The sequence below is a fragment of the Caldicellulosiruptor sp. F32 genome (genome assembly GCF_000404025.1).
Lineage (GTDB): Bacteria > Bacillota > Thermoanaerobacteria > Caldicellulosiruptorales > Caldicellulosiruptoraceae > Caldicellulosiruptor > Caldicellulosiruptor saccharolyticus.
Window position 1 is genome coordinate 22992 of the sequence record NZ_APGP01000101.1, and the last position, 19043, is coordinate 42034.

Below are 19043 nucleotides of genomic sequence, written 5' to 3' on the forward strand. Positions count from 1 at the left end.
ATAAAGTATTTAATTCAGAATTTACTGTTGATTATTATAGCACTAAGTTTTTGCATAATCAATACATGTGAACACATTCAATTGTCTGAATATATCAAAAAATTTTCAATCGTTTGAATTGTATGCATGTATTTGTTCATACTTATTAAGTTATCTTCTCATTTTTCAATTATTCTATCCCGTAAAAATGAAGGCTTAAAATTATTGGTATTCAATTGGAAAGAAAAAATCGTTTTATATTTATACTGTTTTATGTTTTAAAAAATTTTTTTGTCAGTTTAAATATCCTATTTTGAGGGTAAAATTAAGCTAGAAAAGTTCAATAAAATAGGAGGAATACTTTGTGAGAAAACCTGGTAAAATTGTTATTGTTGGTACTGGTTTTGTGGGCTCATCAACAGCTTTTGCAATTATGGATGCGGGACTTGCAACAGAGCTTGTTTTGATCGATGTGAACCGCGCAAAAGCTGAAGGAGAGGCAATGGATTTAAATCATGGAATATCTTTTGTTAAGCCAGTTAAAATCTGGGCGGGCGATTATGAAGATTGCAAAGATGCAGATATAGTGATTATAACAGCTGGTGCAAATCAAAAGCCGGGTGAGACAAGGCTTGATTTGACAAAGAAAAATGCACAGGTTACAAAATCGATTGTTGAGAATATTATTAAATATACAAAGGATGCCATATTGCTGATGGTGACGAACCCAGTTGATGTCTTGACATACGTTGTGTATAAAGTATCAGGGTTTCCAAAAAATCAGGTTTTGGGCTCTGGGACCGTTTTAGACAGCTCAAGGTTTAGATATCTTTTGGCACAGCATTGCCAAGTTGATGTGAGAAATGTTCATGCATATATATTAGGTGAACATGGAGATAGCGAGATTGCAGCATGGAGTCTCACAAACATCGGTGGTGTGAATTTTATGCAAGAGTGTCTGTTGTGCGGTAAGAACTGCTCACCTGAGGTCAAAGAGGAAATATTCAACAAGGTCAGAAATGCTGCCTATGAAATAATTGAAAGAAAAGGAGCAACTTACTATGCAATTGCTTTAGCAGTAAGAAGAATTGTTGAAGCAATTATAAGAGATGAAAACTCAATTTTGCCTGTGTCTTCAGTAGTTGATGATGTATATGGAATAAAGGATGTTGCTTTGTCACTCCCTGCAATTGTAAATAAAAGTGGAGTTGCAAAAGTTTTTGATATACCTCTGACAGATGAAGAAAAAGAAAAACTAAAAAATTCTGCACAAATTATCAAAAACGTAATAAATTCTCTTGATATTTAGATTAAGTTCGGTTATAAATTTGTAATGGGTGGTAAGGTTAAAAGCCTTACCCTTTTTGTTTTAACTTCTGGTAAGACATCTGTTGCAATTTTATTTTGCTCGTGGTAAAATAGCAATTAGTCTTAAATTTTGAGTGGAGGTGAAAAGGGTTGGCAAATACAAAATCTGCAAAAAAGAAGATAAAAGTTATAAGACGCAGAACTATTGAGAATAAAATTCAAAAGTTTAAGATGAAAAAGGCTATCAAAGAAGTAAAGAAAGCACTATTAGCAGGTGACATTGAAAAGGCAAGGCAGCTTTATTCAAAAGCTGCAAAACTAATTGACCAAACAGCTGCAAAGGGTGTTATCCATAAGAACAATGCCTCAAGGAAAAAGTCAAGATTAATGAAGCTAATCAACAAGTATGCTGCTTTGTCTACACCACAACCAGAAAAGAAAGCTCAATAAAGAAAAAGGGCTGTCCAGCTATTCTCTATTGGATAGCCTTTTTATATTTTATATTACCTTTTTATTTGACAATCTGGTACAAAAGCATCTCAAGTGCTGTCTCATCATCAATTTGTCCTCTTTTGATCATGTATTCATATTCGATTGTTCTTTGAATAATATTTTTAATCTTGTCTAAGGTAAACGCCTCAGATTGTTTTTTGTACTTGTCAACAAAAAATTCAAGTATACCAAGCTGTTTTGCAATCTGTTTTTTGTTTGTCTCCTGCAGCTCTTTCATCATTCCAAGTATTTTAAAGTGACGAAGAATAAGAGCAAGAATCTTGCTCACACTTGTTTTAAGTTGATAAAGCTCTTTTAAATACCTAAAACCACTTTCAACATCCTTTGTTGCAAAAGCGTCAAGCATCTGGAAAATGTGGTCTTGAGGATTGTCTGTTAAAGTTTTTAGAATATCCTCATGTGCAGGTCTGCTCTTTTTGCCAAGGTATGAAATAAGCACCTGCAAGTAATTGTATATGAGCATCATGTCTTTGTTGTAGTGCATAATAATCTCTTGTGCCATGTTCTCTGAAATAACTTTGCCTTCCTTTGCCATAATGTTTTGAACCCATTTTATCAAGTCAGGCATAGAAGGGGTTGTAAATTCAGCAGAAAATGCTATTGACTTTAAACTGTTGAACAATTTATTTTCTTTTGCTTCATACTCTTTAAAAATTATATAAACTTTATCGCTGTTAAAGTCTTTTAGTCTTTCAACTATACCAGAGAGATTCAAGTTTGAGTTTGTTGTGCTGTATTTGAAAAAGTTTTTGAATATCAAAACTCGTGGCTGCAAATCAAACGATATTGAAATCATCTCGTTTACAATATCGTTGTAGTTTGCATCCTCACCATCAAACCTTATAATGTTGTTTGTATTGCCATTCACAATTGCCCTACTTATTCTCTTTGTATACTCATCAATGAGGAAGATTTCTTGACCATAAAAAAGATAAATCTTTTTAAACTCCTTTTTTAAAAGCTGAGAGTTTAACTCTTTTATTATCTCTTTTGACCTGTCCATTTTCAAAAATCACCTCATATAAGGATTTATTAAAACCTCATTTTTGGTCTTTACTATTTTAATTGTACCATTTAAATCTGTTCTGAACACCTTTATGTTTTTCTTTTCAAGCCTTCGTAAAACATCTTCCGATGGATGTCCAAATATGTTGTTTTTTCCAACAGATATCACTGCTACCTTTGGAGCAACACTTTCCAAAAATTCTTCAGATGTTGCAGTATTGCTACCATGATGACCAACTTTTAACACAGTTGCCCGCAGATTATATTTCTTTATATATTCTTTTTCTGACTCATAAGAAGCATCTCCAGTAAAAAGCATACTGAAGTTTCCTAAAACAATCTTTGTGACCACAGACGAATTTGAGTCTTGTTCAACCGGTGGAAAGAAAAAGACTTTTAGGTCTTTGTAAGAAAAACCTTTTAATTTATCAATTAAAACCACATATCTTCCTTTTAATTTTTCAATATTTTCAGTATAAACCTCTCTTGATGTTACAATTACACGCACCTTCATCTCATTTAAAAGATAATCAAAATCACCTATGTGGTCGTTATGTTTGTGTGTAAGGACCAAGACATCAATCTTTGAGATATTGTTTTTCAAGATGTATGGCAAAACTATACGTTTGAGACTGCTAAAATCTTCATTGGTCGGCCCTGTATCAATGAGCATCGAAAAACCTTTGTATGTTACAAGATTGCTATCCCCTTGTCCTACATCAATCACGCTGATATTTAGTCTATTGTAGTTTATAACTACCTGTAAAATAAATATTAGCATAAGAGCTGAAATAGTTGAATACATTAAAAGTTTTAAAAACTTTGGAATAACCTTTTTATAAAGTAGGATCAAAATAAGTATGTAGTAAGCAACCACTAATTTTTCGTCCCAAAATGCAATTTTTATATACGAAAATCTCATATGTGACAGTTGTGAAACCCAAATTAAAACTTTGACAATTACCAATAGCACCCACTTCAACACAATGAAGTCTATTCCAAATAGTAAAAGTATGTAATACACAAGTCCTATAGGTACCAGCGCTCCTGCTAAGGGTACCGCAATGAGATTTGTCAAAAAGGAAACCAATGAAACTTCGCAAAAGTAGTAAGCCAAAAGTGGCAAAATCAAAATTTGAGCTGATATGGAAACTGCACAAAGTGAAGATATACTTGTAGGAATTTTGACCTTTATAAAGTACTCGTATATTCTTCTGTAAAAAATTACTATAGAGAGCACACTTAAAAAAGAAAGCTGAAATCCAATGTCAAAAAGGTAAAGAGGATTTACAAGCAGCATTAAAAGTGCAGCTACTGCTAAACTATTTAATGTATCTGGATTTCTATAGATTATTCTGCCAAGATAATATATTATTGCCATGATAGAGGCTCTTACAACCGAGGCAGAAAGACCTGTTATGATTGCAAATATGACTATAACGCCAATTATTATTAGATTTACTCCTCTTCCATAAACTCTTAAAACTCTTCTAAAGAAAATCTCAACAAATGCACAAAGCACACCTACATTTCCACCTGAAACAGCAAGAAGGTGCGCAAGCCCACTTCTTTGAAAATCCTTGTAAACGTCATCAGGAATTGTAGATTTGTTGCCAAGGATTAAACCATTTAAAAGTGATGATATTTCAGTTTTAAAAGAAGTATTTATAAGATGGTTTAATTTGCTTGAGAACATGTTAAGATAAGTTAGAATATTGTGAGATGCAGAAACAATATATAGCTTTTTAGCATAAAGAGTATATAAAGTGCCTTTAGCTTTTAAGTACTCTTTATAATCAAATCCATACCTGCTGGTCTTTCCTCTTGGTATTTTCAGTTTGCCATATACCTTTACAATATCTCCATAATAAAATTTTTTCTCTATATTAGTGGTAATTCTTATGTTTACATACCTCTTATTTACTCTTGTCTTTAAATAGAAAACAACTTTGTCTTTGCTAATCTCTGGAAACGAAGAAACCTTACCAATAATAGTAACTTCTTCATTATCCAAAGAAACTTCTGGTTCGAAAAAGTTAAAGATATAAAATGTTCTAAAAGAAGCATATACAAAAAGACCTATTGCTAATAGAAAGAGCATCATGTCAATCTTTTTTTCTTTCAAAAAATAAAAATTCAAAGTGAAAAAGCCAAACGTCAATACAGCAAGAAAAAGAAATAACAAACTGATGGTGGGCAAATTCCTTCCAAGCACAATGCCAGTAATTAGAAACACAGCCAAAAACAAAGCTCCTCTTTTCATCTTCCTGCTACCTTTCTTTCCAACTCCTCTAAAATCCCTACTTCTATATTCAAATTACCTCTGCCAATTCCTATCTCAATATCAGGTTTGTTAGCTCCATGAAAGTCACTTCCGCCGCTCACAATTAAGTCAAGCTTTTTTGCAGTCTCTAAAAGTTCTCTTGTCTCTTTTTCTGTGTGCTCCGAATGAAAAACTTCAATTCCGTCTAAGCCATATTCTTTTAGCTCTTCAAATACATTTTCTGGACCTTCTTCAAGGTACAAATATTTGTGAGGATGTGCCAAGATTGCAATTCCTTTTGCTTCTTTTATAGCCCTAATTGCTTCATATGGCTTTAGCTTTTCCTTTTTTACATATGCAGGTTTCCCAAACCCCAAAAGATTTTCAAACACAGCCTTTGTACTGTCAAAATATCCCTTTTGGACAAGCACACGGGCAATATGAGGCCTTCCTATCACCTCACCTGAGGCAACCTTCTCAACATCCTCCATTGAAATGTCATATCCCATCTTTCTTAGTTTTTCTATTATTTTTGGGTTTCTCTCCTTTCTGAATACCTCAAGCATTTTTAATTTTTCTTGCAAAGAGGTATTGTCGACATCTATAAAAAGTCCTAATATATGCATCTCAATCTCAAAATCTGCGCTAATTTCAACCCCGCTAATAACTTTTATTCCAATCTCCTGTCCTTTTTTCAAAGCAATCTTTACACCATCTGTTGTGTCATGATCAGTAATTGCAATAGCAAAAAGTCCCTTTTCCTTTGCAAGCTCAACAACATCCTCTGGCGAATATGTTCCATCTGAAAAAGTTGTATGGACGTGCAAGTCTATCAAAACATTCTCACCTCTTTTTCCAAACTATTATATCGCAAATATTAAATATTGAAAAAGGCGGTCAAAAAATGACCACCTCTGCCAAAAAATCATTTTTTTATAGCTTTGCTGCAATATCTCTTGCAATCAAAACACCGTTTACACTTGCCTGCATAAGCCCCCTTGTAATTCCTGCACCATCGCCTCCAAAATAAAGGTTCTGGATTGTTGTACATTCAAAGTTCTGCTTTACTTTTACTTCATTTGAATAAAACTTTACTTCAACACCATAAAGTAGTGTATCAAACGAGGCAACACCTTGGACAACATAGTCTAAAGCCTCTATCATCTCTTTTATATCAAGCATAATTCTGTAAGGCAAAACAAGGCTCAAATCACCTGCAACTGCATCTTGCAATGTAGGAACAACAGAGTTTCTCCTTATTCTCTCTTCGTTAGACCTTCTTCCTCTAATAAAGTCACCATACCGCTGGACAAGAACTTTGCCACCAGATAGCATATTCGCAAGTTCTGCAATGTACTTACCATATTTTATACTGTCTTTGAACGGATCTGTAAAGTGTTTCGAGACAAGCAATGCAAAGTTTGTATTGTCGCTTTTGATGTTCTTATAGCTGTGGCCGTTTACAACTGCCAAGTTGTCATAGTGCTCAACTGCAACATAGCCGCCCGGGTTCATACAAAATGTCCTTACTTTGTCATCAAAGGTTTTTGTATAATAAATAAATTTGCTTTCATACAGGTGCTCAGTAATGCCCTTCCAAATGTGATTAGGTGTTTCAACTCTAACACCTATGTCAACTCTATTGTTATCACACGGAATATTGTACTTTTCTATTACTTTAGAAAGCCAACTTGCACCCTCACGACCAACGCATACAACCACATTTTTCCCAAAGTAGCTTTTTTCATCCTCTGCTATAACACCTATAACCTTGTTATTTTCAACTATCAAGTCTTTGACAGCAGTTTTAAACTTTATCTCCACATTGTTGTTTAAAAGAAAATCTTGAAGTCTTTTATATATCTTTTTTGCCTCTTCAGTACCCAAATGCCTTATTGGACTTTCAACAAGCATGAGGTTGGCAACAGTTGCCTTTCTTTTTATCTCTTCAATGACTTGACTATTCGTGCCATAAACCTTTGTATCAGCCCCATTTTCAAGGTAGATATTGTCTACGTATTTTATCAGCTCATACGCTTTGCTTTGGCCAACATATTCTTGAATTCTTCCTCCTACGTTTGGAGAAAGCGAAAGTTTCCCATCAGAAAAAGCCCCCGCACCCGAAAAGCCTGTTGTTATATTGCAAGGTTTGCAATTTGCGCATACATTTGTAATTCTTTTTGGACACTCACGTGACTCAATGTCTCTTCCTTTTTCAAACATAATTATCTTTGCATCTTTGTTTTGTTTTACAAGCTCATATGCAGTAAATATACCACATGGACCTGCTCCTACAATGATAACATCGTACTTCATTTCTGTTTTTCACCCTTTTGAAATTTAAATTCTCTTTGAAATATTACATCAAAATGGGACATTTGTCTATCATAATTTTACACACTTTTTTAACATAAAAGAAAAGAAAAATATATATGTATGGGGTATTATATAAGTTAAGAAGAGAAAATTTAACAAGGAGGTTTATTCCTTATGAAAAGAAAGTTTGTCACTTTGCTAATAGTTCTGGTATTCGGACTTTCAATAATACTACCTGTTTTTGCAGAGGGAAACACAACTTCATCAGTTGCAACAAATAATCAAACTGTAGTCAGTGCAACGTATACCACAACAGTAAACTCAACTTATCAAACAACTACAAACACCACCAGTTCTTCAACATCATCGACAACCTATAATTCTACCTATAGTGTAAGCGGTCCAGAGGTTATTCCACCAATTAGCAACGATAATATAACCATTAAGGAGTCTGAAAAGTTAACAAAAGAGCAAAAGAAGAATATCTCCAAGTTAATATTACAAATTAATCAGCTGAAATCAAAATTTAATAAAATCAACGCTGAGGTAAATCATCTGCGCGCAAAAATTAACAGTTATATCGCAGCTGCTCAAAGATACGACAAAAAATTCTTTAATCAAGAGCTGCAAAAGATAATCAATGAGGCAAATAAACTAATTTCCCAAATCAAAAAAGAAATAAATAATAAAAAGCTTTCATCCTCACAAATTGATGAGTACTCAAAACAGCTTACCCAAAAATTAAATGACCTTAAAGTCTACCAAGAAGCTTACAAAAATGAAAATGAAGCAACTGTGGCACAAGCTGTTTACCAAATAAAGCTTTTAGTGGACCAAGTCCAGCCAACTGTAAAAGATAAGGTATATCAAATAGAACAAATAAACAATCAAATAAAGATAAAGACAAAAGAATATGAACAAGCTAAAAAAGAAAATAACTATAACAAGATGGTAGCTACCTTGAATGACTTAATTGCTCTTTATCAGCAAAAGGTTAACAAAATTACTGAAGTTAAGAATTTATATATAGATACCTTGACAAAGATTGAAAATATAATGAAGAATTCTTTAAAACTGCCAGTTCAAAATAAGAAGCAAAATATTCAAAAAGAACAAAATAAAGAAAAAGAGAAAGAACGGATATTAAATAAGAACCAGAACATTCAGGAAGGACAGAATAAAGAAAAAGAGAGAGAAAAAGAAAAAAATAAGAATGAGAATAAAGGTAACGGAAAGAAAAAGTGAGATTAATCTCAAAATATAAAAACTGCTCCCCTCTAATAAAGAAGAAATAAGATATAATATGGTTGTTGTACAAAAAGATAGGTGTATACCTTAACTTACAAGGTATACACCTAATTTTTTTCTATCAAATACTTCCAATATTTCTTTGGCATATTTTGCCGTTGTAATTTTAAATTCTTTCTTTCTTCAATTGCCATGGTCTTAAAATAAAGTTTCCACAGCTTTTGATACAAATTCTCATTATCTGAAAAGCTTGCATTTAAATTCATTCCATTGAGAAACTTTATCATTCTGGTATCATAAATCGAAAGTTTGCTCCTTTTTTTGTCATGTATGATCCATTTAAAACTCTTCAATCTTTCTCTAAAAAAGTAAGAAATAGGAACCAAGATATCATTTGTGGGTTCAAATTGAGCATAAAGTACTCCACCCTCTATTTCATTAAACCTCATAAGTCCCATATACTTTCCTATTTCTCTGCTTACATTCTTTGATGCCTTTTCAACAAAATTGACAACATCATCATGGTAAAGGTATTTAACTTTTTTGCCATGCTTTAAAACAAGCTTTATATACTTATAGATATACGTTTCTTTGTTTTGAGCTTCAGATAGAAAACAATAATATATCTTTTTAAAAGTAACCTTACCAGAAGCATTTATTACCTTTTGCCGAAGTTCCTGACTTCTATTTTTATCCAAAGCTACATAAACTGGATTATCAAAAAGCATTGGTTGATATTTGTCTTTTTCTGCGATAACAACTTCATCTTCATTAATATGTGTGGATAAAATCTCATCTATACATGTCAAAAGCCCATCAAATGTTCCATCATACAAAAAAACATTATACATTCTAAATCTCCCCAGTTATTACTGATGTGAAAACCTCTTTATCAAAAAAGGAAAGCTGCTGCATTCTTTGCTGAGCCACTGCTTTTTCTGTCAGTTGCAATTTTATTTTTTCTGGCTGAAGGTCAATCAAATGCCTTTCATAAGTCTTACCATTGCAGGTTATGAAAAACTTTGCCCTTTTTATGACAACCCCTATCTTTTTCAAGTCATCAAAGTCAAGAGAATGAAATACTCTGTTTTTGATAATCCTTCTCGCACTTTTTATTCCTATTCCCGGCACTCTTATCAGCTCTTCATAACTCGCTTTGTTTACCTCAACGGGGAATTTGTCAAGGTGTCTGAGTGCCCACATTACTTTTGGGTCAACTTCAAGGTCAAGGTTTTCATCCTTTTCAAAAAGCTCATCAGCAGAAAAATTATAAACCCTAATCAGCCAGTCTGCTTGATATAATCTATGTTCTCTTAAAAGTGGAGGTTTTTCAACTTTCAAAATTCTTGGATCATTGTTCACAGGTGTATAGGCAGAATAGTAAACTCTCTTGAGCTTAAATTTTTTGTAAAGATGCTGGCTGAGTGTAATAATCTTTCGATCACTATCTTCTGTTGCACCTATTATCATCTGAGTGCTTTGACCTGCTGAGACAAAATTTCTTTCTTCTTCACCTACTCTTGTTATAAACTCCATTGGTTTTAAAATGCTCTCTTTTGTTTTGTTTGGACAAAGAAGCTTCAGGCTCTTTTCAGACGGAAGTTCAATATTGACACTCATTCTATCAGCTAAAAAACCTGTTTTCCTAATCAAATCGAGTGATGCATATGGGATTGCTTTTACGTGAATATATCCATTGAACTGATACTTGTGTCGCAAAAGATATACCGTTTTATACAACATCTCCATTGTCCAGTCAGGAGAGTTTTTGATAGCAGAACTTAGAAAAAGCCCTTCAATGTAATTTCTCTTGTAAAAATTCATGGTAAGCTCAGCAATTTCATGAGGAGTAAAAGTTGCCCTTTTTATATCATTGCTCTTTCTATTGATACAATAGGCACAGTCAAAGATGCATTCGTTTGTAAAGAGAATCTTCAAAAGAGATATACACCTGCCATCATCTGTCCAGCTGTGGCAAATACCTGCTGTAAAAGTTGAACCAATACCATAATTTATTTCTCGTTTGCTACCACTGGATGCACAAGAAACATCGTACTTTGCTGCTGCACCCAGTATCTGAAGTTTTTCAAGAATATCCATTTCAATCACTTCTTTGTTTATTCTTTGACTTCATAACTATATAATAACCGAATATATATTCTATTTCAATAGTTTAAGGTCATATCAAAAAAACTGGGACCCTTCAAAAAACAATTTGAAGAGTCCCATATAATTAGCAAATTGCGGTTAAAAATGCTTTATTTTCTTAATATCATAACTTCTTTTGCTCTCAGAACTACTCTGCCACCAAATAGCTTTTGCGTTATCAGTTCATAGAATTCTTGTGGCAACTCAATACATACATCGTAATTATTGAAATTTAAAAGGAAAATATACTCTTTTCCATCCTTTGTTCGTTTTGTAACCTCAACACCTTCTGGTACAGGCAAAATTGGTTTTACACCAGCCATATCAGCATAGTACTTGATAAGTCCTTCTATAACCTTTTGCTCTGGTCTTGTACCTATATACACTGACTTGCCACTGCCATATGTATTTTCCAAAATAGCTGGCATCCCTTTATAATAGTCCTGCTCATAATAAGCAAGCACTTTTGCTCCTTCTGAGTGAATGACATCACATATAAAGTCGCACTCATACCTGCCATCAAGTGTTCCAAGTGGCTTCTCAAGAATGATTGCGTTTTTCATATCTGGAAAGAGCGCATCAATCTCCTCAATCCAGATTCCCAAAAGTTTTCTGAACCAGCCAGGATATCCTCCAAGAATTACCCTGTCGTTCTCATCAACAAGACCTGATAGGAAGGTGGTAATAAATATTCCTCCGTTTTTCACGTACTCTTCTATATTCTTTGCAGTATTGCTATCGAGCAAATACAAAAGTGGTGCAACAACAAGTTTATACCTTGATAAATCTTCGGTTGGGTCAACAACATCTACGTTTGTTTTGAGTTTATACAAAGCCTTGTAATACGAATCAATGTGCTCTAAATACGAAATGTCATTTCTAAATCCCATACTCTCTTCAAGTGCCCACCAGTTTTCCCAGTCAAACAAAAGTGCTACATCGCTTTTGTTTACTGATTCTAAAATCTCATCTAAGCGCAAAAGCTCATCGCCAATTTGTTTTAGCTCTTTGCTAACCCTTGTATTCAAGTGCCCAGCATGCGGTACCATTGCAGAGTGGAATTTTTCACACGACCCAACCGACTGTCTCCACTGGAAATACAAAACAGAGTCCGCACCATGAGCTATTGCATGGTAGCTCAAAAGTCTTATCATTCCAGGGCGTTTTGCTGAATTATACCACTGCCAATTTGTCTGGCTTGGTGTCTGTTCCATTAATATAAATGACTGGTCCCTTTTAAGTCCTCGCATAAGGTCATGCTTGAAAGCTATAGAATGTGGAGAGTCTTTGATAGAAGGATAATTGTCCCACGAAACTACATCCATATACTGTGCCCATTTATGGTAATCGAGTGGTTTAAATGGACCCATAAGGTTTGTTGTAACAGGCACATCTGGCATGTATTTTTTGATAATCTCAACTTCCATCTTATAAAGATTTAGCAAACAATCAGACATAAACCTTTTGTAATCAAGCGAAAGTCCCTGGAATGAGCTTTTTTGTCTGCCTGGCATATATTCATATTCTTCGTTCAGATACGATGGAACTTCTATCTCATCCCAATCATAGAATGTATGTCCCCAGAAAGCTGTGTTCCATCTCTTGTTAAGCTCATCCAATGTTTTATATCTTTCTTTTAGCCACTCTCTAAAGGCTTTAGCGCAGTTTTCACAGTAGCAGTAAGGACCATATTCGTTGCTGATATGCCACATTATAATCGCCGGATGGTCTTTGTATCTTTTTGCCATCTGTTCAACAATTCTTCTTGCTGCATTTTTGAAGTTTGGACTGTTGGGGCAGTAATTCTGCCTTGCCCCATGTTTTCTCTTTCTTCCATGAATATCAACAGGCAATACGTCAGGATACTTTTTTGACAGCCACGCAGGTTGTGAAGCTGTTGGTGTTGCCAAGATGACGTGAATACCATTTGAATAGAGCTTATCAATTATTCTGTCAAGCCACTCAAACGTAAACTTGTCCTCACTTGGCTGAAGCTGAGCCCATGAGAATATTGGCATTGACACTGCATTTACATTGTAATACTTCATAAACTCAATATCTTGTTCCCAAACATCTTCTGACCACTGGTCAGGATTATAATCTCCGCCATAAAGGAATTTTTTCAGTTTGATTTTAGCCATAGAAACAAAGCCTCCTTTTTTGGTGTTTATTCAATTGGAAATCCAATTACACTTAAGAGCGCCATATTACCAAGTCGTGTATCCAAGCGTGACATCTGAACAACAATGTTTTGGTCACTTTCAACCACTAAAGAATACGGAACCTCTTTTGGAATAACAAGATTTCCTATCAGCTCTGGCTTGTTTAGCCATGCATGAATTGTTCTTTTTGCCTTGACAACAAAATAATCACTTTCAATTGGGTCTCTGTCTTCAAAAAAGACTGTGAGTTTCACCTTTGCATCAACATCTCCAGTATTTACTATGCACAGACACTCATGCCCAGGGATTGACATTGAACCCTCAGATGGAATGTATCCATCTGGAATTACCCACACTTTTTTGCCCAAGGCTTTCATTTACAAAACCTCCCAAACATTTTTATTTTTGAATATTTAAAAACAAATAATCAAACGCATCTTTTTGCATGTATGAATTAAATTGATGAGGATTTGGATAAAATTTGTACGAAAAATTGTGTCTACAGCCTGCTCTGCTATAATACTCTTCAATCTTGGCTACTGCACTCTTCATTGCATCAACTGGAAATAAAGAATCTTCGCTACACTGCATCACAAAAAGTTTTCTTGGAAGGATAAGCCCGGCTATATCTGGCAAGTCTAAAAAGCGTGTAAAGCTGGGGATATGTACCATGAATGTATGCCTTGAAGTTTGACCCAGCATTTTTGAAAACTCAGACATAAAAGCTATTACTAAGCTTGCTTTTATCTCTTTTTTCAAAGCGCTTAAAAATAAAGTTCTAAAACCACCCAACGAAAAACCCATACACGCAATTCTACTTTTATCAACATCTTTTCTTTTCAAGAGATAATTTAGCCATGCAATGTCTTCGTTAATCAAGATACTTGGCCAGTTTGTTCCATAAAAATTGATATTCTTAAATATTATCCCTTCAAGCTCGGAAGAAACCCTATTAAAAAGCTTAATAAATTCGTAGCTACCCTCAGTAAGACTTGTTAGCTGTTCATAGGTTTTATTATCAACAAATATCTTTATTAGCTCTTGTGGGAACCTTCTCTTTCCAAAATAAAACGCATCAGGGCAGAAAACTGCAAACCCTCTTTCAAGCAGGTCAAGAGCCCATCTTTTTGATGAATAAAACTTTTCTCTGTACTCTCTTAAAAAAGGCTGTGTACTATCATCCATAAAGATTCTCTCTTTGCCGTAGTAATAAAATCCACCATGATCATGCAAAACTACAATAACAGGATAAGGTGGATTTGAATTGGATGGTTTTAAAAATGCTGCTTCTGATTCAATACCATTTAGGTTAGCTGTTATTAATTCTTCTGTGAAGGCTTCATAGTGTATCTCTCTTTTGTTTCTTTCAACAAAGCACAAATCTAAATTCAAATATAGCAAAGGCTGTAGTTTTTCAACTATACTTTTTTGAAATTCAAAGTCACATGAATCCAAAATTGACTTTGCCCAGTGTGGTGCAGAGACATTCGGTTTATTATGAATTCCAAAATACCTTTCGAATAATTCAACCATTTTGGTTCTTTTCCTTTCAAGCTTTTGGGTTTACTAATTTTTATTTTTCCATCAGAATTTGTCTATATTATATCAATAAGTTCGAGAGCTGTTAAGCTACTTTAGAGCATTGAATTTTAAGATTGATATAAGGATTTTAAGATGTACAAGAAAGAGTTGCAATTTTGCACATTTGATTTTATAATTTAAATGAAAATATGAAGATGCGCCCGTAGCTCAGAGGATAGAGCGTAGGACTTCGAATCCTGTGGTCGGGGGTTCGAGTCCCCCCGGGCGTGCCAGAGATAGCAAGGGTTTTAAGCCCGTAAGATTTAAAATACTTTGCATTTTCTAACATTTTGCAAACATACACTATGCAATAACAAGAAATAATAGAATACAACAAATTAAGCTGAGCACAATGCTCAGCTTTTTTGTTTTGCGTTGTGTCGTTAAATGTGATATAATTTTGTATATGCAGCTATTTTTCCCAATCAAACCCTTGTATCATTGAATGACACAACAAGACCATCTGGATTGCCCCAAACCGACAAAGCAGCTTTAAGGATTGCGCCGTGAGTTTAAAAATAATTTAAACAATCATCAATGCAATAGCTGTGTGTTATTTAAAGTTTAATAATCCGCAGAAATGGTTTTAATAAAAACATTTCAAAGGTGATACTAAGAGATGAGAATCATGAATATATAAATGAGATGTCTACTTCGTCAACTAAATCTAATTAAAAAAGCAACACGTCGAAGAAGTATGTTGGGCTACATGGAATATAACTTTTTGCTATATCTTCATCGTAGAAAGGAACATCGCAATGAAAAAAGGAAAACTACCTTTAATACACATCTATTGTGATGAAAGCTCACAAAATAAAAATAGATACATGATTATCGGTGGGCTATGGGTTTTGTATGAAAATTTAAAAGAAATAGAAGAAACCATTAAACAGTATAGAACACAACATAATATGTATAGTGAACTTAAGTGGGGTAAGGTTTCTAAAGGAAAATTAGTAGAGTACAAAAAGCTTGTAGATATAATCTTCAAATTCATAGGAGAAAAGAAAATGGCTTATAGGTGTATAGTGGTTGATTTATCCCTAATGGACAACAAAAAGTACAATAAAGGAGATGAAGAATTAGGCTTTTACAAAATGTATTATCAGTTGCTGCTACATTATATCAACCCAAATTACCGTTATATAATTTATCCAGATGACAGAAAAAACTCTTATAAGTACAGACTACAAAGTTTACAAATTATACTTAACAGAGGACTTAGAAAAAAGCATAAATTAGATATGGATATAGTAAGACATATTGAGGCAAGAAAATCTCATGAAGTAGACTTAATACAAGCTACTGATATTTTGACTGGTGCAATAGGTTTTCATTGGAATGATATGGACAAAAAAGAAGGTGCAAGTTCAGCTAAAAAAGAATTAGCTTTGTATATAGCTCAAAAAGCGGGATTAGCAACTTTGAAATCATATCATAGAAAAGATTGTAGTATGCATTTTCATATTTGGTATTGCGATTTTAAAAAATCAAAAAAGGTATATAAAACGAAATAGCGCCCTGAGTCCTATCCTCTTTTTGAGGATGCGCCTCACACTTGGTGAGGGTTTCGGATATCAGTGGCGCTATTTCCTGAACGCAGGTTTTTAACCTACTTATTATTTATTTTTTCATCTTTCAATTTAATTATACCTCACAACAGCAATTTAGTCAAAAAAATTTTTTATTTTGTGTTATATTGCGTTATAACGTTGCCCATAATTCCATATGGTATTATTTTGTAAAGTTGGAGGTTTGAGAATGCGCGAACACATCAGAAAGTGAGGTAGCATATATAGTGTAGTTTTTGATACTATTAGAGATGAAAATGGCAAGCGTCGACAAAAACGGGTAAGTGGCATTCTAATAAAAAAAGCTAAATTTTCCCATCATTTTTTCTTTCGTATTTCAGCAACTTTATAACAATAATCATTACTTGGCAGCACTGCGAAAATATTCATTGTCTTTTTTGAAGGAGTTTGAGTATAAACCATGACCTCAGTTTTTGTTGTGTAAACTATAACAAATCAGGTGAGGCTGTAGAGCGGTAAGTTAAATCTTTAAATAAAATCCTGTTCTATCATAAAACTCATTTGCAATTTCATTTACAATATTACTATCTATCTCCCCTGCTAATTTTATCCTAACTTCTCTTATTGAGGGATAAATACTTGGATTTTTAATTAAATCAATATTATACTTAGCTAAAATATCTTTCAAAATATTTACCATTTCGACCTGGTTTATTGTCTGTGAAATCCTTATCTCCCAGCCAGTTTTTTGTGAAAGTTCATTAAGCTTATCTTTGTACTTTTCTGCAACAAAGGGTGTTACAAATGATAGTTCAATGTATTTTCCACCCTCTTTTATGCTCTTCTTGTAAACCTTGTCTTTTTCATTTTCAAAATACAGGTCTATCAAAAGCAAAGCCTTGTTCTGCTCCATCCTGTCTTTATTTTGAAGTCTTGCTGTACAATCCTCTTTATTTTCAATGTCAAATATAAGCTCAATGCCTGTCTCATCAAGAAATTTAGAGCACAGCTCCTTCATCGAATCAAATTCTTTGTTTGGTTTTACTACAATAGCATTTATCACAGGATTGTATGAAAATTTTAAAAGCTTAACACCTTCATCTTCTAATAACTTTTGTAGATATTTTTGAGCATATGTTAGATTTATATTTGGATTTACCTCTACCTTCCACAGGGTCTTTTCCTCAAACTCTTTTATTTTATCTTCAAGCCTATTTGCTATGTGTGGAAAGTTAAAATAAAAGGTCACAACAACATTTTCGATATCCATTCCAACTTTGTAAAGTCCAAAATCTTTAAACATTTCAAAAGCAAGCTCTCTCATCTTGTTTTGTTCCATAGGCTTTGGCTTCAGCTTGTCTTCAACTTCAGCTCTTGACAAAATCCTAAAAAGATAAGGTTTTCGTGGATTTTGCTCAAAATATGGGGAAGATTTTAAAAGTTCAAATACCCTATTTACCTCATCTCTTTCTAAAAACTGTTTCCCATTCCAAATCAGAATTGCATGCTCTGCTGTAATATGATTTGCTTCTTGTTTGCTTTCAAGAAGATATTCCCATAAACTTTTGATATTTTCTTCATTCAGTGGTTCAATGTTGCTTAGTTTTCTGACATTGAAAAATGAAAGCTGTCTTCTTGGCTTTTCAATTGAAACTGTAGTTACCTCACCATTTTGCGGAATTAAAACAGCAGCTTCTATCTCTTTTATTGCCATATCTGAAAGTTGCGAAATTGCTTCCTCACTTCCATGAGCAAAAACCACAGTTTTTGGTTTTAGCATTGCTAAAAATCCTAATATACTATCCCTGTCTGCATGCGCAGAAAGACCATACTTTTCAACCTTGCACTTTACTTCATATTCCTTGCCATTTAGTTCAATCTTTCTCTCACTCTCTGGAAGCTCAGTCAGCTCAAGAAGTTTCCTGCCCGGAGATTCTTCGTCTTGATACCCTGTAATTGCAATCAGCGCATTTTGATTTTCTACTAACTTCTCTGCATAGAATACAGAAGGACCGCCAGTCAACATTCCTGAGCTTGAAATGATAACACATGGGTCTGATGAGGAAATAATCTCTTCTCTCTGTTTTTTGTCAGTAATTATATCGATGTTATCTGATAAAAAAATCTCTTCACCTTTCAATACTTTTTTGTAATATCTTGAAGACAAAAATGTTGGATTGTTTTTATAAACTCTTATGACTTCTCTTACCATTCCATCAATAAATACATTGAACTCTACTTTTTTCTTTTTCATGTAGTTTCTTAAAATCAAAATTATCTCCTGCGCTCTTCCAATTGCAAATGCAGGAATTAAAACTTTGCCTCCTTTTGAAATAAATTCGTATATACTGTTAAATAGTCTTTCCTCCTCATAGTTTCTGTTGGTATGAAGCCTGTCACCATAGGTTGACTCACAAATTACAACATCTGGTCTTATTTTAGGAACTGATGCTTTGTCAACAGTAAGCTGCTTTTCAGTGGAAAAATCTCCAGTGTATAGAATGCTCCCTTCCTGAGTTTGTATAAAAATCATCGAAGCACCAAGGATATGTCCCGCAGGGAAAAAAGTAACCTTTATCCCTTCTAAAGGCTCAAATGTATAATTAAACCCGTAGGTAATTGTCCTGTCCAGCAAATCTTCAACATTCTTTTCTGCATAGATAGGAATCTCATCTTCTTTTGAGTCCATAATCTTTAAGCTGTCGTACAAAAGCACTTTCACCAAATCTTTTGTTGGCTGATTAGTATAGAAGAATATATGGGGATATTCTCTTGCAATAAGCGGAAGACTTCCTATGTGGTCAAGGTGAGCATGTGAAATAAGACAGATATCAGCCCCACCAAGCTCTCGAAGAAGCTGCAAGTTTGGGAGCTTGTCTTCTTTCATTCTTATGCCAGAGTCAATTAAGATGTTTTTGCCACCTGTTTTTATTAAAACACAAGATGCACCAACCTCTTTTGCACCGCCTAAGAAAACTATCTCCATTT

14 protein-coding genes and 1 tRNA gene are annotated in these 19043 nt (G+C 34.0%); 5 read left to right on the top strand and 10 right to left on the bottom strand.

Going from position 1 to position 19043, the window contains the following annotated elements; translation table 11 throughout:
• Nucleotides 1-343: 343 nt before the first annotated feature.
• Both H964_RS09165 and rpsT read left to right on the top strand, forming a co-directional pair.
• Nucleotides 344-1288 carry an L-lactate dehydrogenase gene (locus H964_RS09165; RefSeq protein WP_039766924.1) on the top strand — a complete coding sequence of 315 codons (945 nt, stop codon included), beginning with the start codon at nt 344-346 and terminating at the stop codon, nt 1286-1288.
• 149 nt (nt 1289-1437) lie between these two features.
• A complete protein-coding gene (rpsT, locus tag H964_RS09170; protein WP_039766926.1) occupies nt 1438-1737 on the top strand; it encodes a 30S ribosomal protein S20 in 300 nt (99 codons plus the stop codon).
• A 61-nt stretch (nt 1738-1798) separates the two neighbouring features.
• On the opposite strand, the gene holA is transcribed toward rpsT, so the two are convergent.
• The 4 genes from holA to H964_RS09190 all read right to left on the bottom strand — a co-directional run bounded on the left by holA (nt 1799) and on the right by H964_RS09190 (nt 7384).
• Entirely contained in the window at nt 1799-2803 is a 1005-nt protein-coding gene (gene holA / locus H964_RS09175) for a DNA polymerase III subunit delta (protein WP_039766928.1), read from the bottom strand.
• Nucleotides 2804-2812: 9 nt separating this feature from the next.
• Nucleotides 2813-5068, bottom strand: coding sequence for a DNA internalization-related competence protein ComEC/Rec2 (locus H964_RS09180; RefSeq protein WP_039766930.1), 2256 nt, complete (start codon nt 5066-5068; stop codon nt 2813-2815).
• The gene (locus tag H964_RS09185; protein ID WP_039766932.1) at nt 5065-5904 is read right to left on the bottom strand and encodes a PHP domain-containing protein; all 840 of its coding nucleotides are present in this window, start codon (nt 5902-5904) and stop codon (nt 5065-5067) included. The genes H964_RS09180 and H964_RS09185 overlap by 4 nt, the downstream gene beginning before the upstream one ends.
• Before the next feature lie 97 nt (nt 5905-6001).
• Nucleotides 6002-7384 carry an NAD(P)/FAD-dependent oxidoreductase gene (locus H964_RS09190; RefSeq protein WP_039766934.1) on the bottom strand — a complete coding sequence of 461 codons (1383 nt, stop codon included), beginning with the start codon at nt 7382-7384 and terminating at the stop codon, nt 6002-6004.
• Nucleotides 7385-7558: 174 nt separating this feature from the next.
• Between H964_RS09190 and H964_RS09195 the strand changes: the two genes are divergently transcribed.
• The gene (locus tag H964_RS09195) at nt 7559-8629 is read left to right on the top strand and encodes a hypothetical protein (protein ID WP_039766936.1); all 1071 of its coding nucleotides are present in this window, start codon (nt 7559-7561) and stop codon (nt 8627-8629) included.
• Between the two features lie 110 nt (nt 8630-8739).
• On the opposite strand, the gene H964_RS09200 is transcribed toward H964_RS09195, so the two are convergent.
• The 5 genes from H964_RS09200 to H964_RS09220 form a co-directional block, all read right to left on the bottom strand.
• Entirely contained in the window at nt 8740-9483 is a 744-nt protein-coding gene (locus H964_RS09200; RefSeq protein WP_039766937.1) for a TIGR03915 family putative DNA repair protein, read from the bottom strand.
• Nucleotide 9484: 1 nt separating this feature from the next.
• Nucleotides 9485-10732 carry a putative DNA modification/repair radical SAM protein gene (locus H964_RS09205; RefSeq protein ID WP_039766939.1) on the bottom strand — a complete coding sequence of 416 codons (1248 nt, stop codon included), beginning with the start codon at nt 10730-10732 and terminating at the stop codon, nt 9485-9487.
• A 158-nt stretch (nt 10733-10890) separates the two neighbouring features.
• Complete coding sequence (locus tag H964_RS09210; protein ID WP_039766941.1) at nt 10891-12921, bottom strand: beta-galactosidase; 2031 nt, start codon at nt 12919-12921, stop codon at nt 10891-10893.
• 26 nt (nt 12922-12947) lie between these two features.
• Nucleotides 12948-13319, bottom strand: coding sequence for a sensory rhodopsin transducer (locus tag H964_RS09215; RefSeq protein WP_039766944.1), 372 nt, complete (start codon nt 13317-13319; stop codon nt 12948-12950).
• A 22-nt stretch (nt 13320-13341) separates the two neighbouring features.
• On the bottom strand, nt 13342-14475 hold the full coding sequence (locus tag H964_RS09220) for a dienelactone hydrolase family protein (protein ID WP_039766947.1): 1134 nt from the start codon (nt 14473-14475) through the stop codon (nt 13342-13344).
• Between the two features lie 205 nt (nt 14476-14680).
• Here H964_RS09220 and H964_RS09225 point away from each other — a divergent pair.
• Nucleotides 14681-14756, top strand: a tRNA-Arg gene (locus H964_RS09225).
• 525 nt (nt 14757-15281) lie between these two features.
• The gene (locus tag H964_RS09230; RefSeq protein ID WP_011916575.1) at nt 15282-16040 is read left to right on the top strand and encodes a DUF3800 domain-containing protein; all 759 of its coding nucleotides are present in this window, start codon (nt 15282-15284) and stop codon (nt 16038-16040) included.
• A gap of 535 nt (nt 16041-16575) precedes the next feature.
• Here H964_RS09230 and H964_RS09235 read toward each other — a convergent pair.
• Nucleotides 16576-19041, bottom strand: coding sequence for an MBL fold metallo-hydrolase (locus H964_RS09235; protein ID WP_039766950.1), 2466 nt, complete (start codon nt 19039-19041; stop codon nt 16576-16578).
• Nucleotides 19042-19043 lie beyond the last annotated feature (2 nt).

Excerpts from the sequence above, each read along its gene's own strand:
- H964_RS09195 (WP_039766936.1), top strand. The coding sequence starts at position 7,559 with ATGAAAAGAAAGTTTGTCACTTTGCTAATAGTTCTGGTATTCGGACTT.
- H964_RS09180 (WP_039766930.1), bottom strand. The coding sequence starts at position 5,068 with ATGAAAAGAGGAGCTTTGTTTTTGGCTGTGTTTCTAATTACTGGCATT.
- holA (WP_039766928.1), bottom strand. The coding sequence starts at position 2,803 with ATGGACAGGTCAAAAGAGATAATAAAAGAGTTAAACTCTCAGCTTTTA.
- H964_RS09230 (WP_011916575.1), top strand. The coding sequence starts at position 15,282 with ATGAAAAAAGGAAAACTACCTTTAATACACATCTATTGTGATGAAAGC.
- H964_RS09235 (WP_039766950.1), bottom strand. The coding sequence starts at position 19,041 with ATGGAGATAGTTTTCTTAGGCGGTGCAAAAGAGGTTGGTGCATCTTGT.
- H964_RS09190 (WP_039766934.1), bottom strand. The coding sequence starts at position 7,384 with ATGAAGTACGATGTTATCATTGTAGGAGCAGGTCCATGTGGTATATTT.
- H964_RS09205 (WP_039766939.1), bottom strand. The coding sequence starts at position 10,732 with ATGGATATTCTTGAAAAACTTCAGATACTGGGTGCAGCAGCAAAGTAC.
- H964_RS09215 (WP_039766944.1), bottom strand. The coding sequence starts at position 13,319 with ATGAAAGCCTTGGGCAAAAAAGTGTGGGTAATTCCAGATGGATACATT.
- H964_RS09210 (WP_039766941.1), bottom strand. The coding sequence starts at position 12,921 with ATGGCTAAAATCAAACTGAAAAAATTCCTTTATGGCGGAGATTATAAT.
- H964_RS09200 (WP_039766937.1), bottom strand. The coding sequence starts at position 9,483 with ATGTATAATGTTTTTTTGTATGATGGAACATTTGATGGGCTTTTGACA.
- H964_RS09220 (WP_039766947.1), bottom strand. The coding sequence starts at position 14,475 with ATGGTTGAATTATTCGAAAGGTATTTTGGAATTCATAATAAACCGAAT.